The sequence below is a fragment of the Janthinobacterium sp. SUN206 genome, from assembly GCF_030587305.1.
GTDB classification, from domain to species: domain Bacteria; phylum Pseudomonadota; class Gammaproteobacteria; order Burkholderiales; family Burkholderiaceae_D; genus Janthinobacterium; species Janthinobacterium kumbetense.
Window position 1 is genome coordinate 1,844,753 of the sequence record NZ_JAPWIB010000001.1, and the last position, 14,821, is coordinate 1,859,573.

Annotated in this window: 15 protein-coding genes; 4 read left to right on the forward strand and 11 right to left on the reverse strand. The window is 63.3% G+C overall.

Annotated elements, in window-relative coordinates; genetic code table 11:
* Positions 1-76 precede the first annotated feature (76 nt).
* Positions 77-460, forward strand: a complete 384-nt coding sequence (locus O3300_RS08295) for a MerR family transcriptional regulator (protein WP_305052676.1) — start codon at positions 77-79, stop codon at positions 458-460.
* Positions 461-569: 109 nt separating this feature from the next.
* Here the strand turns inward: O3300_RS08295 and O3300_RS08300 are convergent, their stop codons facing one another.
* From O3300_RS08300 to O3300_RS08310, 3 genes are all read right to left on the reverse strand, one after another.
* Entirely contained in the window at positions 570-1,211 is a 642-nt protein-coding gene (locus O3300_RS08300; RefSeq protein ID WP_305052677.1) for a choice-of-anchor C family PEP-CTERM protein, read from the reverse strand.
* 153 nt (positions 1,212-1,364) lie between these two features.
* Positions 1,365-1,859 (reverse strand): ribonuclease E activity regulator RraA, encoded by a 495-nt coding sequence (rraA, locus tag O3300_RS08305; RefSeq protein WP_035820358.1) that lies wholly within the window; start codon positions 1,857-1,859, stop codon positions 1,365-1,367.
* Between the two features lie 32 nt (positions 1,860-1,891).
* Positions 1,892-3,127 carry an MFS transporter gene (locus tag O3300_RS08310; protein ID WP_305052678.1) on the reverse strand — a complete coding sequence of 412 codons (1,236 nt, stop codon included), beginning with the start codon at positions 3,125-3,127 and terminating at the stop codon, positions 1,892-1,894.
* A gap of 100 nt (positions 3,128-3,227) precedes the next feature.
* Here O3300_RS08310 and O3300_RS08315 point away from each other — a divergent pair, with 100 nt between their 5' ends.
* On the forward strand, positions 3,228-4,028 hold the full coding sequence (locus tag O3300_RS08315; RefSeq protein ID WP_180278731.1) for a helix-turn-helix domain-containing protein: 801 nt from the start codon (positions 3,228-3,230) through the stop codon (positions 4,026-4,028).
* A 112-nt stretch (positions 4,029-4,140) separates the two neighbouring features.
* Here the strand turns inward: O3300_RS08315 and fliD are convergent, their stop codons facing one another.
* From fliD to alr, 4 genes are all read right to left on the reverse strand, one after another.
* A complete protein-coding gene (gene fliD / locus O3300_RS08320) occupies positions 4,141-5,526 on the reverse strand; it encodes a flagellar filament capping protein FliD (RefSeq protein ID WP_305052679.1) in 1,386 nt (461 codons plus the stop codon).
* Between the two features lie 229 nt (positions 5,527-5,755).
* Positions 5,756-6,076 carry a PilZ domain-containing protein gene (locus O3300_RS08325; protein WP_305052680.1) on the reverse strand — a complete coding sequence of 107 codons (321 nt, stop codon included), beginning with the start codon at positions 6,074-6,076 and terminating at the stop codon, positions 5,756-5,758.
* Between the two features lie 131 nt (positions 6,077-6,207).
* Positions 6,208-7,584 carry a DNA repair protein RadA gene (gene radA / locus O3300_RS08330; RefSeq protein ID WP_034779363.1) on the reverse strand — a complete coding sequence of 459 codons (1,377 nt, stop codon included), beginning with the start codon at positions 7,582-7,584 and terminating at the stop codon, positions 6,208-6,210.
* Positions 7,585-7,653: 69 nt separating this feature from the next.
* A complete protein-coding gene (gene alr / locus O3300_RS08335; protein ID WP_305052681.1) occupies positions 7,654-8,751 on the reverse strand; it encodes an alanine racemase in 1,098 nt (365 codons plus the stop codon).
* Positions 8,752-8,998: 247 nt separating this feature from the next.
* On the opposite strand from alr, the gene lplT reads away from it, so the two are divergent.
* The gene (lplT, locus tag O3300_RS08340; RefSeq protein WP_034779369.1) at positions 8,999-10,261 is read left to right on the forward strand and encodes a lysophospholipid transporter LplT; all 1,263 of its coding nucleotides are present in this window, start codon (positions 8,999-9,001) and stop codon (positions 10,259-10,261) included.
* 36 nt (positions 10,262-10,297) lie between these two features.
* Here lplT and O3300_RS08345 read toward each other — a convergent pair whose 3' ends face one another.
* From O3300_RS08345 to tsaB, 4 genes are read right to left on the reverse strand one after another with little or no spacing between them, the layout of a single operon-like run.
* On the reverse strand, positions 10,298-11,260 hold the full coding sequence (locus O3300_RS08345; protein ID WP_305052682.1) for a DUF1853 family protein: 963 nt from the start codon (positions 11,258-11,260) through the stop codon (positions 10,298-10,300).
* On the reverse strand, positions 11,238-12,152 hold the full coding sequence (locus O3300_RS08350) for a uracil-DNA glycosylase (protein WP_305052683.1): 915 nt from the start codon (positions 12,150-12,152) through the stop codon (positions 11,238-11,240). Before O3300_RS08350 ends, O3300_RS08345 begins: the two co-directional genes overlap by 23 nt.
* Positions 12,149-12,640 (reverse strand): ribosomal protein S18-alanine N-acetyltransferase, encoded by a 492-nt coding sequence (gene rimI / locus O3300_RS08355; RefSeq protein ID WP_289910765.1) that lies wholly within the window; start codon positions 12,638-12,640, stop codon positions 12,149-12,151. The genes O3300_RS08350 and rimI overlap by 4 nt, the downstream gene beginning before the upstream one ends.
* On the reverse strand, positions 12,637-13,362 hold the full coding sequence (gene tsaB, locus O3300_RS08360; RefSeq protein ID WP_305052684.1) for a tRNA (adenosine(37)-N6)-threonylcarbamoyltransferase complex dimerization subunit type 1 TsaB: 726 nt from the start codon (positions 13,360-13,362) through the stop codon (positions 12,637-12,639). Before tsaB ends, rimI begins: the two co-directional genes overlap by 4 nt.
* A gap of 225 nt (positions 13,363-13,587) precedes the next feature.
* On the opposite strand from tsaB, the gene dapC reads away from it, so the two are divergent.
* A complete protein-coding gene (gene dapC / locus O3300_RS08365; RefSeq protein WP_305052685.1) occupies positions 13,588-14,817 on the forward strand; it encodes a succinyldiaminopimelate transaminase in 1,230 nt (409 codons plus the stop codon).
* Positions 14,818-14,821 lie beyond the last annotated feature (4 nt).

Genomic DNA, 14,821 nt, shown 5'->3' on the forward strand with positions numbered 1-14,821 from the left:
TCCTGTGTATGGAAAGCATCCATTCTCAAGGCTGGAGTACACTCCATGGTCAAGCATTTTATGAAGGAATATTTCCATGCAGATCGGCGAGATGGCGCAGGCGACGGGCTTGAGCCGCGATACCCTGCGCTTCTATGAAAAGCGGGGCTTGCTGCGCGCGCGGCGCGGCGCGAATGGCTACCGCGACTACCCGCCCGAGGCGGCGGACTGGCTGCGCTACCTGCGCACGGCGCAGCAGCTGGGTTTTACGCTGGCGGAAATCGAGGCCGACATGCCGCTGCTGGCCGGCGCAGGCGATCCGGCCATGGCGGACCTGCTGCGCGCGGCGCTGGCGCGCAAGCTGGCCGACATCGATGCGCGCATCGCCGGCTTGACGCAGCTGCGCGGCGAACTGGCGCGGCGGATGGAACCGCAGGCGGCGGACTGCCCCTTGCGCGGCAATGCCGATGCAGTCAGCTAAATACCGCCGCGGCGGCTGTTTGCCCGATGCGGGCTACGCGCCGCCCCCAAAATGACAAAAACCGCCTGTGCAACGCAGCAGGCGGTTTTGACGTGGCGCAAAGCTGGAATTACTTGCCGGCCTTGCGGCGGCGCAGGAAACCCATCAGGCCCAGGCCGGCCAGCAGCATGGCGTAGGTTTCCGGTTCAGGCACGGCGGCCATCACGGAAACATTGTCGATCACGGCGCCCGAGTAATTGTCGAACGGCGTGCCAGCCTTGGCGGCGCTGGCAAACGACAGGGTCGCCAGACCCGTGGAAGCGGCCGTGAAACTCAGGGTGTTGCTGTACAAGGTGTTCGAGGCGGCGGCCGTCGAGTAGAAATCCCCCACCACGCCACCGAAATTGACGCTCACGCCCTGACCTGCTGGGCCGCCGGAATTGCGCGCCATGTCAAAGGTCAGGCTGTACGTCTGGCCGGCAACGACGCTGAAATTTTGCGACAGGAAACCCGGACCTGGCGTACCCAGCAAATCGACGCTGTAGCCGTTGATGGCGTTATACGCATTGCGGATCAGGTCGACGGAACTGGCGCCCACGGTCCAGCCAGTGATGGCCGACGAACCGCTGTTGACGACTTTAAAGCCGCTGTCGAAGGTATAGCCGGAAGCAACTGTTTCAAAATTGCCATTCGTGATCAGGTTGACAGGGCTGGCGCTGGCGGTGCCGGCAGCAAACAGGGCGACAACGGCTGCGATGGTGGCGATTTTCATGAGTTGATTTCCTTGCCTTATTGGCATTAAAGTTACCTTAAGTGAAATCATATCGCAGCCAGGATGAAAATCCAAGAACTTTGCAAAAATATATTTAATGTGAGCAATTTGCAACGTCTTCAGGCACCTCCCCCTTCCTCCAGAGGACGACCCTCAATCAAGCTCTTGCCGCGCCACCAGGATGCCATCCGCATCCGCATAGATCCAGTCGCCCGGATGCACGGCCACGCCGCTGATCTGCACGCGCACGTCGCGCTGGCCGGCGCCCGTCTTGTTGCTCTTGCGCGGATGCGTGGCCAGGGCGCGCACGCCGATCTGGCAGACATTGATTTCCTCGCTGTCGCGGATGCAGCCATCGACGACGATGCCAGCCCAGCCGTTGCTTTCGGCCAGCACGCCCAGCTGGCCGCCCACCAGCGCGCGGCGCAGGCTGCCGCCGCCATCGATCACCAGCACATGGCCCTGGCCCGGCGTTTCCAGGGTGCTGCGCACGAGCGCATTGTCCTCGAACACGTGCAAGGTGGTGGCGGGGCCGCTGAAGCGCACGCGCTGGCCGAAGGCCCGGTACACGGGCGGCAGCACGGCCAGGGTGCCATCGTCCAGCATGGCTGCATAGTCGTCGCACAGGTCGGTGGTGGCAAAGGTCATGGGGATTCCTTTCATGGCAGATGGCAACGATTCTATGCCTTTTGCAGCGCCGCGGCACGTGTTTTGCCGCCCACGCCCACGGCCGTGGCGATCGCCAGCGCCTGGAACAGGCCGATGAAGACGAACAGCATGGCCGGATGGTCGCCATCCATCAGCGCGCCAAAGAACAAAGGCCCTACGGCCAGGCCGCTGTCGAGGCCCGAATACACGACGCCATACACGCGCCCGGTGGCATTCTTCGGCGCCGCCGCGCGTATCATCAGGTCGCGCGACGGCCCCGCCACGCCCGACATCAGGCCGATGGCGCCCATCAGCACCACCGCGCCCCAGGCCGGCACGACGGCCATGGCCAGCAGCACGGCCAGCAGCGCGGCGGCGGCAAAGGCGATCGCCACGTTGCGGTCCGGCTGCTTGCTGCGCGCGCCCACCACGCCGCCGGCCAGCATGCCCACGGCCGAGGCCAGCATATAGGCCGTGTAGGCGCTCGTGGCCAGCGCCAGGCTCATGCCGTACAGCTTGACGAGGGCCACGCTGGCAAAGCTCTGGATGCCGCCCAGGGCGATGGCGGTAATGAAGAAGAAGGCAAAGCACATCCACACGGCAGGCAGGCGCAGGAAGTCCAGCGTGCCTTCGCCGCCCACGGCCTGGCCCGGCGCGGCCTGTTTCACGGGTTCGGGGCGGATGGCGTGGCGGTTCAGGAACAGGATCAGCAGCACGCCGAACGGCAGCACGGCCGCGCATTGCAAGGCCACCCGCCAGTCGTAGTTGGTGGCGACATACGTCATGAACAGGGGCGCCAGGGCCCAGCCGATATTGCCGCTGATGCCATGCACGGAAAAGCCGTAGGCCACGCGGGCCGCCGACACGCGCTGGTTGAGGATCGTGTAGTCGGCCGGATGGAACACGCTGTTGCCCATGCCGGCCAGCATGGCGCCCAGCATCAGCGCCGCATAGCTGTGGGCGGTGGACAGGGCCAGCGCCGACACGCCCAGCAAGAAAATGCCGGAAAACAGCACGGCACGGGCGCCGAAACGGTCGACGACAAAGCCGGCCAGCGCCTGCCCCACGCCCGAGATGATGAAGAACACCGTCATCAGCAAGCCCAGTTCCGCATACGACAGGTCGAAGGCGGGTTTCAGCCAGACGAACAGGGCCGCGAGGATCAGGTGATAAAAGTGCGACACGCCATGCGCCAGCCCCACCAGGGCGATGACGCGCGCATCGCCGCGCAAGGTGGGAAGTCCGGATGCCGAGTTAGTTGTTATCATGTCATACCCTGTCTTATACTGGTGAAGCTCAAGTGTATGCAAAATACCATCGTCTGTTTTCCGACAGAACGACATAATTTATCGAATTAAGGCCAAGCTGATGGGTGTACCTATCCTCCACCATACCCGCATGTGTCCGCCACGGGAAGCGCCCAGCGCCACCATTCCCGTGACCATGATCGCGCGCGACCTGCAACCCGATGAATTCTTATTGCCGCACAGCCACCCCTGGGGCCAGGTCACGATGGCGCTCGAAGGCGTGCTGCGCATCACCGCCAACAACAGCAGCTGGGTGCTGCCGCCCATGCGCGCCATCTGGATCGCGCCCAACGTGGAGCATGCCGTCACGATACTGGAAAAGACCCGCTTGCGCCCCCTGTGCATCCATGCCGCGCGCGCGCCCTTTGCGGGCCACGACTGCAAGGTACTGGAAGTATCGAATTTGCTGCGCCAGCTGATCATGGCGCTGGAACAGCTGGATCCGGGGCAGGAACCGGCGCGCGAAGCGCTGCTGGCCGAACTGATCCTCGACGAATTGAAACGCTCGGCCACGCGCCCCATCCGCGTGCCCTTGCCGGGCGACAAGCGCCTGAAAAGCCTGTGCGACAGCCTGATCGAGAAACCGGGCTTGAACCAGACCCTGGAACACTGGGCGCAGCAGGTCGGCGCCTCGGAGCGTACCCTGGCGCGGCTGTTCGAACGGGAATTGGGCATGAGTTTTGGCCAGTGGCGCCAGCAAGTGCGCCTGGCGCACGCGGCGCCCCTGATCGCGCGCGGCGTGCCGCTGTCGCAAGTGGCCGAAGAACTGGGCTACGCCAGCCAGTCGGCCTTTTCCGCCATGTTCAAGAAGACTTTCGGCAGTTCGCCGTCGGCCTTCTTTGCCCAGGGCGACAGAATCTAGCCAACTGGAAAGCGCGCCGATACAGCGCTCAGGGCAAGGCGCAGCGCCGCAGGCAGTACGCTGGCACGGCAAGGCGATGCAACGCCGCCATGGGCGCTTTAGCGGTGCGCTCTCAAGCCATGAAGTCGAACAGGGAATTCTTGCCCGTATAACCCGGCAAGGCCGAGTTCGTTCCCATCTGTTCCTGGGCGGAATACGCTTTCACCAGCGCCTGCGCCTGGGCCGTCAGCGCCTTGGCCAGCACGGCTTTCTTGTTGGTGAGCGTCGTGATGTCCTTGCCGACCGTCTGCACTTCCTTGCGGATGATGCTCGTTTCGCCCGTCAGCTCGCCGATCTTGCTGGCGAACTGGTCCGCCACACCCTTGCCGTTATTCGTGAACATCTTGCTGACGGCGTCCGGATCGGCCGCGATGGCGGCCTTGAGTTTTTTGTCGTCGAGCACCAGCTCGCCGCTCTTGCCCAGGGTCACGCCGGCGCTGCCCAGCACCGACGATGGCACGCCCGTGCTGGCCGTGCGCAGCACTTGTTCCATCTGCGAGCGCACTTGCCCCAGGGCCGTGTCGGACTTCAAGTCGCCCTGCTGCAGGCTCTGCAGCTTGCTGTTGAGTTCATTGTAGGCCGTGACGAAGCTGGCCACGTTGCTGGCGATCTGGCTGCTGTCCTTGGCGATGACGAGGTCGGTCGTGCCTTTTTTCTTCAATTCGATGGTGGCGCCCTCGACGGCCGTCGTCAGGGTATTCGTGGCGCTCTTGATTTCCTTGCCGTCAACGGTCAGCAGCGCATCCTGCGCGGCGGCCGTTTGCTGCATGCCCTTGCCGGCGCCGGGCGCATAGCTGAGCAGATTGCTGACGGCCGCGTCGCCGGACACGCTGATGCGCATGCTGCTGTCGGCGCCGCTCTTGCCATTGATGGCCAGCGAATAGCCATCGGCGCCCTTCACCACGCTGGCGTCGACGCCCTGCTGCTTGAGCGCGGCGGCGATGCCGTCGAGGCTATTGTTGCTGCTGTCGATGGTCACCGCAATGATCTTGCCGCTGCCGGGCGTAAATTGCTTGCCGTCGGCCGAGCCCACTTCAATCTTGACCAGCGCGGGCGCACCCGTGCCGATGGCCGCGCTCGAGGATTTCTGCGCGCCGCTGAGCAAGGTCTGTCCCTGCGCCAGTTGCTTGACGTTCATTTCATGGCTGCCGCTGACCGCCTTGTCGGTAGTGGTGGCGCTCAGCACATCCTTGCTGCTGGACGTGGCCGACGTGGCCAGGCCGCTGCCGGCCATGTTCTTGGCCACGGTCTGGAATTTCGCCAGCGCCGATTGCAGCTGGCCCAGGCCGGAGAATTTGGCCTGGTCGCGCGCCAGGCTGGCGTTGAGCTTGACTACGCCCGTGTTTTGCGACTGCATCTGGCGCTCCACCTTCGCATACACATCGGCCGAGATATTGCCCTGCGTCGTCTGCTGCGTGTTATTGGTGTAGGCCCTGCTGTTGATGGTCGAATTAAACATGGTAGGCGTTCCCGTCGGGTGTAAGGTCATGGCGCACGGTTCAGGTCCTGACCGTGCTGCGCTGGAAACGGACGGCAGGCGCGCGTGGCGCGGCAAGGTCCCTCTTCTGGTTGATAATTATGCAGTATTACCGGAATATCAAAACAGCGAACAGAACAGGTTTTTCCTGACTGCAAACCCATATGCACCATTTTAGCGCAATCACTTGCCGTTTATCTTCGGGCGTGCCTCAGCGCATGAATTTCGAAATGGCGCTGCTGACGGCCATGTCCAGCTGCTGGAAAGTGAGTCCCACCTTGAAACCTGCGCTGCTGAAAATGCAGTGCGAGACGGTCACGCGCGCCTCGATGATGTGCGCCGCGCCATCGTAAAACAATTCGAACAGCACCTTGCCCTTCTTGCCTGTCGGCACCGGTTCCGCGATGACGGCCGACATGCCGCCCGGCCCCACATCGAGGGTGCGCGCCGCCACGGGGCCCGCGCCATCCATTACCAACATTGCCTTGGCACGCAATATCTTGCGTGCGCCCTGCCTTTGCTCAACTGACACTGTATTCCGCTTCTCTATCTATGCATTGTCGATGCGGATGCGCGAGGCGCATCCATCGGACAAATATTATAGTTCTAAACGGAAATTTTGTTTGACTTGTCTCAAGCTTGGCATTTAAACCATACCAACTTTTACTCCAGGTCGCGCAACTTGTTGAACGCTTCGTCGATGCGCTCGACGCCGATGACCTTGAGGCCCTCGATGACTTGCTTGGGCAAGTTCGACTTGGGCACCACGGCCAAGGTAAAGCCCAGCTTGGCCGCTTCGCGCAAGCGCTCCTGGCCCCGTGGCGCGGGACGGATTTCGCCGGCTAGCCCCACTTCGCCAAACACCACCAGCCCTCGCGGCAGCGGCTTGTTGCGCATCGACGAATTAATAGCCAGCAACACGGCCAGGTCGGCCGCCGGTTCCGTGATCTTCACGCCGCCCACGGCGTTGATGAACACATCCTGGTCGAAGGCGGCGATGCCCGCGTGGCGGTGCGCCACGGCCAGCAGCATGGCCAGGCGGTTCTGCTCCAGGCCGACGGACAAGCGGCGCGCATTCGGCAAGTGGCTCGTATCGACGAGGGCCTGGATTTCCACCAGCAGCGGGCGCGTACCTTCCTGCGTCACCATCACGCACGAGCCCGGCACCTGGTTGTCGTGCTGCGACAGGAACAGCGCGGACGGGTTCGACACCCCTTTCAAGCCCTTTTCCGTCATGGCGAACACGCCCAGTTCATTGACGGCGCCGAAACGGTTCTTGATGGCGCGCACGAGGCGGAAACTGGAATGGGCGTCGCCCTCGAAGTACAGCACCGTGTCGACGATGTGTTCGAGCACGCGGGGACCGGCCAGCGCGCCCTCTTTCGTCACGTGACCCACCAGGATGATGGTCACGCCCGTCTGCTTGGCCGCGCGCGTGAGCTGGGCCGCGCATTCGCGCACTTGCGCCACGGAACCAGGCGCCGAGCTGAGCGCGTCCGAATACACGGTCTGGATGGAGTCGATCACCACCACTTCCGGCTTCAGGTCGTTCAAGGTGGCCAGGATCTTTTCCAGTTGGATCTCGGCCTGCAGTTTGAGTTCCTTGGCGTCGATGACGAGGCGCTTGGCGCGCAAGGCGATCTGCGCGCCCGATTCCTCGCCGCTGACGTACAGCACGCGCTTGTGGTGCGACATATTGGCCAGCGCCTGCAGCAGCAGGGTCGACTTGCCGATGCCGGGGTCGCCGCCGATCAGCACGACGCCGCCCGCCACCATGCCGCCGCCCAGCACGCGGTCGAATTCCTCGATGCCCGTGCCGAAGCGGGGCACGTCGATGGCGTCGATATCGTCGAGCGACAGCACGGGCGCCGTCTGCGCCAGCGACATGTGCTGCGGGTTCGAATAGCGGTTGTTGCCGCCCGTCTCGGGCAGGGTTTCCACCATGGTATTCCACTGGTTGCACGAGGTGCACTGCCCCATCCATTTGTTGCTGATGGCGCCGCAATCGCTGCAGGTGTAGATGGTCTTGACTTTTGCCATGGTGTACTTTGCCCGGGTAAGGTGAAACTGCTGTCTATATATACAGTATATACAAACAGCGGGCCGCCGTCACTGTGTCGCTTCGACCACGGGCACGCGCGGCGCCAGTGCGCACATCAGCTCATAGCCGATGGTGCCGGCGGCCAGGGCCACCTCGTCGATCGGCATGCCCTGGCCCCACAAGGTGACGGCACTGCCGACTTTTGCACCGGGCACGTGCGTCAGGTCGACCATCAGCATGTCCATCGACACCCTGCCGATGAGTCCCGTGCGCACGCCGTCGACGAGCACGGGCGTGCCTTCGGGCGCGTGGCGCGGGTAGCCGTCCGCATAGCCGCACGCCACCACGCCCACCTTGATATTGCCGGCCGCTTTGTAGCGGCTGCCGTACCCAACCACTTCACCGGCGGCGATATCCTGGATGCCGATAATGCTGCTGCGCAAGGTCATGGTGGGCAGCAAGCCGAACGCCTGCGCGGACGTGCCGCCGGGAGCGCCGCTGGGCGTGCCGCCGTACAGCATGATGCCGGGGCGCACCCAGTCGCTGTCCAGATGGTGCAGCAGCACGCCGGCCGAATTGCACAGGCTGCGCGGCAAGGGTACACCAATGCTGGCCGCGCCCGCTTCGAAACGCAGCATCTGCTGCTCCAGGGGCAAGCGCGTGGGCGCCGCCTCGTCCGCGTTGGCGAAGTGCGTCATCAGGGTGATCGTGCCGATATGCGGCATGGCGCGCAGGCGCGCATATGCCCCCGCCACGGCGTCCGGCGTAAAGCCCAGGCGGTTCATGCCCGTATTCATTTTCAAGTGCACATCGATGGCGTGCGGCAAGTGCGCCGCCTCCAGCAGGGCGATCTGTTCCTCGCAATGCACGCTGCCATTCAAGCCATATTGCGCCATGACGGGCAAATCGCTGGCGTCAAAAAAGCCTTCCAGCAGCAAGATGGGCTTGGTCCAGCCCAGTTCGCGCAGACGCACGGCGTAGTCGACCTCGACCAGCGCCAGGCCATCGGCCCCGGCAAAGCCCCGCATGGCCCGTTCCAGGCCGTGGCCATAGGCATTTGCCTTGACGACGGCCCACACCTTGGCGCCGCGGGCGCCGGCACGGGCGCGCGCCAGATTGTGTTGCATGGCATCGAGATGGATGGTGGCGAGAAGGGGCCTGGGCATATGCATCGTTCACGGCGGGTGGGAAAGCCGTATTTTACCGGATGCACCGTACGCGGACACGGCAGACACCCAAGGTCGTATGCAGAGGACATCATTTATAAAATGCTCACATGTATGTGTATTTTTCTACGGCAGAAAAATTAAGGTTCGCTTAGGCAAGAGTATGCAAAGCGGCCCCTTCCAAACTTGGGGTTTGCCGTTTTTTCGTGGTATAAAGCAAGCCAGATATGATTTCAGGCAATCCAGAATGAATCGTGGTTTTTATACCATCATGGCGGCGCAGTTCTTTTCCTCGCTGGCAGATAACGCCCTCTTTTTTGTCGCCGTCGATTTATTGGTGTCCATGAAATCCCCGGCGTGGATCACGCCGCTGCTCAAACTGTCGTTCGTGCTGTTTTACGTGCTGTTGGCCGCTTTTGTCGGCGCCTTCGCAGATGCATTGCCAAAAGGCAAGGTCATGTTCATCGCCAACATGGTCAAGATCTTCGGCTGCGCCCTCGTCTTCTTCCACGTACACCCGCTGCTGGCCTACGCCGTCGTCGGTTTTGGCGCGGCCGTGTACTCGCCCGCCAAATACGGCATCCTGACGGAACTGCTGCCGCCGGAAAAGCTCGTGGCGGCGAATGGCTGGATCGAAGGCTTGACCGTCACTTCCATCATCCTCGGCACCGTCATGGGCGGCGCGCTCGTCAGCGGCCACGTGTCCGACATGCTGCTGTCCTTCGACTTCCCCCTGATCGACACGGGCATCACCAACAAGACGGAAGCGGCCCTGTGCGTGGTGGTCGGCATTTATGTGCTGGCGACCCTGGCCAACCTGAAGATTCCCGACACGGGCTGCGTATATCCGCACCAGGAACGCAATCCTATCAAACTGATCACCGATTTTGCCAATTGCTATTCCATCCTGTGGAAAGACAAGCTGGGCCAGATCACCCTGGCCGTGACGACCCTGTTCTGGGGCGCCGGCGCCACCTTGCAGCTGATCGTGCTGGAATGGGCCAAGCAATCCTTGAACATGCCTTTCGACAAGGCGACCAGCCTGGTGGGCGTGGTCGCCATCGGCGTGGCCGCCGGCGCCGTGCTGTCGGCCCGCTTCATTCCACTGCGCAAATCGCTGACCGTCATTCCACTGGGCATCGCCATGGGCGTGATCGTCATGATGATGACGCAAGTACATTCCGTATGGATCGCCTACCCGCTGCTGATACTGATCGGCGCCCTGTCCGGCTTCTTTGTCGTGCCAATGAATGCCCTGCTGCAACACCGCGGCCACGTGCTGATGAGCGCAGGCCACTCCATCGCCGTGCAAAACTTCAATGAAAACCTGTCTATTTTGACCATGCTGGCCGTGTATTCGATCATGATCCGTTTGCACCTGCCGCTGAACATCATCATCACCCTGTTCGGCCTGTTCGTCGCCGGCACCATGTACATGATCATGCGCAAGCACAAGCTGAACCAGGCCGAGCACGACAATCTTTCCTTGATTGGCGAGCAAAAGCATTAATTTCGGGGGGCTGACCCAGCGGATCAGCCCCCGGCATTACGCTGGCAGCATGCCGGCCAGCCGCCGCGCGGCAGCCTGCTCCGTCCAGTCAGGCGGCACGACAAAACCACGCGTGCGCTCCACTTCCCAGCCTTCGACATTATCCACCGTGGCCACCATCACCGGTTGCGCCAGATCAAACAAGCGCGCACGCAAGGCCTCCACGTCCAGCACTTCCACGTCGCGGCCCTTGAACGGCGCCAGCCATTGCAAGCGCGGCAGCACGACATAGCACCGTTCCGGCAATTGTGTGGGCGCGCACCAGAAGCCGTGTCCATGATCCTGGGAAATACCGTCCAGGCCGGGCGTGGCGTCCGGGGCATAAAACAGCCAGCCCTTGACCAGCGCCTGCGCCGCCCGCACGGGCTGCGCCAGCAGGGTTTGCGCGGCCGGATGGCGGGACAAGGCCAGTTGCTTGTCGAGGATCTTGCGCATCTTCAATCCCAGGGTATCGGCCAGGTTGGGGCCGATCAAGTGATTGAAGACACCGGGATCGGGCGCGCCTTCCAGCAGGTAGAACTTGGTGGCGAATTCCCAGTGCAGCAACGCGTCACCCTGCGCCCCATCGCGCAGCAGGAAATCGAACTCGCCCACCGTGTCGTTGCGGTTCACCTGCACTTGCAAGCCATGCGCTTGCAGCAGTCCGTGTTGCTCAAAATAAAAGGCCAGCAGCTTTTCAGCGTACAGGCCCAGGCGGGAATAGAATTTCGGCCCCAGCGCCGCATCGAGCGGCGACGGATCGTCTTGCAGCGCGCCCAGCCAAGCGGCAACAGAAGGCGTGACGGGCGCGAGGCTGGCGATGCGCCCGCCCCAGTGGGAGCTGGCCGGGTCCAGCAAGTCGGGCGAGTCGAGCAGCCAGGCCAGCGCACGCACGCGGGGGTGCGTCAGATGCCCCCAGCGGCGCTCGAAGCGAGCCTGGAATGCGCCAGCGGCGGCATCACTCACCGTGCGAATCACCATGCGTGCTTTTCGCCAGGCACAGATCGGCCCAGGCGCGCGCCTTGGCCTTGCCCGTCTCGTCCTGCAGCAGCATTTCCGGGTGGAAAGTGGCCACGACGGAGGCCTTCCCCAGCTGACGCACGGTGCCGCGCACGGGTTTCTCGCCGGGATTGATGCCGGCGGCGGCCATCGAGCCGAGCGTCAAAATAGTACGCGGTTGCAGCAGGGCCAGTTCGCGCTCGAAATACGGGCGGCAGGCGGCCGACTCGGCTTCTGTCGGCAAGCGTTCCTGCCCCCCCTCGTCGAGCGGACGACACTTGAGCAAGTGCGTGATGTACACATCGCTATCCGCATCGACGGCGATGGCTTTCAGCATATTGTCGAGCAATTTGCCCTGCTCGCCCGGCAAGGCGCGCCCTTCCCGCTCTTCCAGGCGCGACGGGCTGCTGGCCAGCATCAGCCAATCGCCCTGGCGGTCGCCGCGGCCCATGACGACGCCCTTGCGCGTCTTGCACAGGTCGCAGCGCGCGCACTTGGCGACGGCCGCCGTCAAGCCATCCCAGTCGAGGGCGGCGATATCGGCATCGCTCAGCTGTCTGGCGGGCGGCGGTGGCGGCGCATCGTCGAACCAGGCCGTATCGTCAGATGCGGCGGGAGCGGCAGGCGTGGCGGCAGGCGTGGCAGGAGTGGGAGCGACAGGCGCAGCAACGTCAACGGCTTTCACCTCAGCAACAACCTCCGCTACCGGTATGGGCGGCGCGGCAGCTTCAACCACGGCGGCCACCGGTGCCGCTGCTGCTTCCACGATCTCGGCAACGTCAGCCGCTTCAGCGGCCTCGGGCGCGCCACCCTGGCGCAAGCGCCACAGGGGGCCGACGCCCATTTCATCGAGGAAAACGACGCTGCGGCTCATAAGGTATAACGCATCACGATGGCGTCCTCACGTTGCGAGTTACTGGCCGGATAGTATCCCTTGCGCCGGCCGATCTGTTCAAATCCATAGCGCTGGTAAATATCGAGCGCGCGCACGTTCGACGGGCGCACTTCCAGCAGCATCGATTCCATGCCCAGCTGGCGCGCGCAGGCGCAGGACTGGTTCAGCAGGAAGCGGCCCAGCCCCTGGCCTTGGATCGCGCCTTCGACGGCCACGTTGAGCAAGTGCGCCTCGTCGACGACCAGCATCAGCAAAAAGTAGCCGAGCAGGGTGCCATCCACGTCGCGCAGCACCCAGGCCGGATATCCGCTTTTGAGCGAATCGACAAAGTTGCCGTGCGTCCAGGGATGCGGATACACGCGCTGCTCCAGCGCCAGCACCTCAACCAGGTCCGCTTCGACCATCGGCTGATAGTCGAGGCGCAGCAAGTCCCAGCCGGCAGCGCGGTCCTGGTCCGCCACACTCATTGCGCGGACTCCGCAGCGGCCTTGGCCTGTTGCATCTCTTGCCGTTCCGCGCTGGTAAAGGCGATCTTGTTGCGCAAATACAAAGGCTGCGCCTCGGCCGCCGTCACGAACTGGCCGGCCGCAAAGGCGATGCGCGCCAGCTGCGCCACTTGCACGGCGTGCGGCATGATGGCGGCGTCGGCAGTCGCGGCGCACGGCAGCGGGGCCAGCGCTTCGGCGTATGCACTGAAACCGTTGCCGCAAGCGGCGACATCGCCTTGCGGCGCCACGCCGGCCGGTGCGCTCAGGGCCGGTGGCGCAACAATCTGCAAGCCATCCTGGTAATCATATTGCGCCCAGTACACTTCGCCCATGCGGGCGTCGAGCACGGTCACGATGCGTTGCGCGCCATGTTGCTGATGGCACGCGAGCGCCATGGCGTCGAGGGTGACGACGGGCACGACGGGTAGCCTGGCGCCATAGGCCAGGCCTTGCGCGATGCCGCAAGCCGTGCGCACGCCCGTAAACGAGCCGGGGCCGGAGCCATAGGCGATGGCGTCGACGTCGGCCAGGGTCACGCCCGCTTCAGCGAGCAATTCCTGCACCATCGGCAAGATGGACTGGGAATGGGTGCGCACGCCCGACGACGCGCGGGACAGGACGACATCGCCGCGCAACAAGGCGCAGGAGGCGAGTTCGGACGAGGTTTCAATGGCAAGCAGGGTGGGAAGTAAGGTAGACATAGCGTATTTTACCTTGCCGCGCCATGGCATGGCACTCCCCGCTGCGGCATGCCGTGGCAGGCCGGGCAGCCCTCACGCCGATGCCGCTTGCACAGCGGCCCCGCGAGGGCGGCTATAATGAAAGACGCGGCTCATTATTTGACCGGCATCAAGTCTGCCGCGCCAAGCAATCGCCTAGCAATCGCTGAGCAACATCGTCTTTCCACTCTTGCCCTGGTCCGTTCCGTGAATCCACTTCTTGCTAAACTGCAGCCATATCCCTTTGAAAAGCTGCGCCAGCTGTTTGCCGGCGTGACGGTCAATCCCGAGTATGCGCCCATCAGCCTGGGCATGGGCGAACCCAAGCACCCGACGCCGGCTTTCATCGAGCAGGCATTGGTCGACAATATCCATGGCCTGGCCAGCTATCCGACCACCATCGGTTCGGAAGCCTTGCGTACAGCCATCGCCGGCTGGCTCGAGCGCCGCTATGGCATCCCCAAGCTCAATCCTGCCACGCAAATCCTGCCCGTGAACGGTTCGCGCGAAGCGTTGTTTGCGCTGGCGCAAACGGTGATCGATCCGGCCGCCGGTTCGCTCGTGATCAGCCCGAATCCGTTTTACCAGATCTATGAAGGCGCCGCCTACCTGGCCGGCGCCGAACCGTATTTCGTCAATTCCGACCCGGCGCGCAATTTCGGCTGCGACTACGACAGCGTACCGACCAGCGTGTGGGAAAAGGTCAAACTGCTGTTTTTGTGCTCGCCAGGCAACCCGACGGGCGCCGTGCTTACCCTGACGGACTGGGAACATCTGTTCGCCCTGTCCGAGCGCTACGATTTCGTCATCGCCGCCGACGAGTGCTATTCCGAGATTTACCACGGCGACACGCCGCCGCTGGGCGCGCTGCAGGCGGCGCACATGCTGGGCCTGTCCACCACCCTACGCCCGTATGCGCGCCTGGTGGTGTTTTCCAGCCTGTCGAAGCGTTCGAACGTGCCGGGCATGCGCTCGGGCTTTGTCGCCGGCGATGCCGAAGTATTGAAAAAATTCCTGCTCTACCGAACCTACCACGGCGGCGCCATGAGCCCTGCCGTGCAGGCGGCCTCCGTCGCGGCCTGGAACGACGAAACCCATGTCGAGGAAAATCGCGCCAAGTACCGCGCCAAGTTCGACGCCATCACGCCGCTGCTGCAATCGGTGATGGACGTGCAATTGCCGGACGCCGGCTTCTACCTGTGGGCCGACGTCAGCCGCACGGGCCTGTCCGACACCGAATTCGCGCAACGCCTGTACGCCGAATATAATGTGACGGTATTGCCTGGCAGCTACCTGGCGCGCGACGCGCACGGCATCAATCCGGGCCGCAACCGCATCCGCATGGCCCTCGTGGCCGAAACGGCCGAAGGGCTGGAAGCGGCCTTACGCATAGTAAAATTCTGCCAGCAGCTTTCCGCATCCGCATTAACTCACTAATAAG

Coding starts and splice junctions, on each gene's coding strand:
- O3300_RS08295 (WP_305052676.1), top strand. CDS start 77: ATGCAGATCGGCGAGATGGCGCAGGCGACGGGCTTGAGCCGCGATACC.
- O3300_RS08300 (WP_305052677.1), bottom strand. CDS start 1,211: ATGAAAATCGCCACCATCGCAGCCGTTGTCGCCCTGTTTGCTGCCGGC.
- rraA (WP_035820358.1), bottom strand. CDS start 1,859: ATGACCTTTGCCACCACCGACCTGTGCGACGACTATGCAGCCATGCTG.
- O3300_RS08310 (WP_305052678.1), bottom strand. CDS start 3,127: ATGATAACAACTAACTCGGCATCCGGACTTCCCACCTTGCGCGGCGAT.
- O3300_RS08315 (WP_180278731.1), top strand. CDS start 3,228: ATGGGTGTACCTATCCTCCACCATACCCGCATGTGTCCGCCACGGGAA.
- fliD (WP_305052679.1), bottom strand. CDS start 5,526: ATGTTTAATTCGACCATCAACAGCAGGGCCTACACCAATAACACGCAG.
- radA (WP_034779363.1), bottom strand. CDS start 7,584: ATGGCAAAAGTCAAGACCATCTACACCTGCAGCGATTGCGGCGCCATC.
- alr (WP_305052681.1), bottom strand. CDS start 8,751: ATGCCCAGGCCCCTTCTCGCCACCATCCATCTCGATGCCATGCAACAC.
- lplT (WP_034779369.1), top strand. CDS start 8,999: ATGAATCGTGGTTTTTATACCATCATGGCGGCGCAGTTCTTTTCCTCG.
- O3300_RS08345 (WP_305052682.1), bottom strand. CDS start 11,260: ATGGTGATTCGCACGGTGAGTGATGCCGCCGCTGGCGCATTCCAGGCT.
- O3300_RS08350 (WP_305052683.1), bottom strand. CDS start 12,152: ATGAGCCGCAGCGTCGTTTTCCTCGATGAAATGGGCGTCGGCCCCCTG.
- rimI (WP_289910765.1), bottom strand. CDS start 12,640: ATGAGTGTGGCGGACCAGGACCGCGCTGCCGGCTGGGACTTGCTGCGC.
- tsaB (WP_305052684.1), bottom strand. CDS start 13,362: ATGTCTACCTTACTTCCCACCCTGCTTGCCATTGAAACCTCGTCCGAA.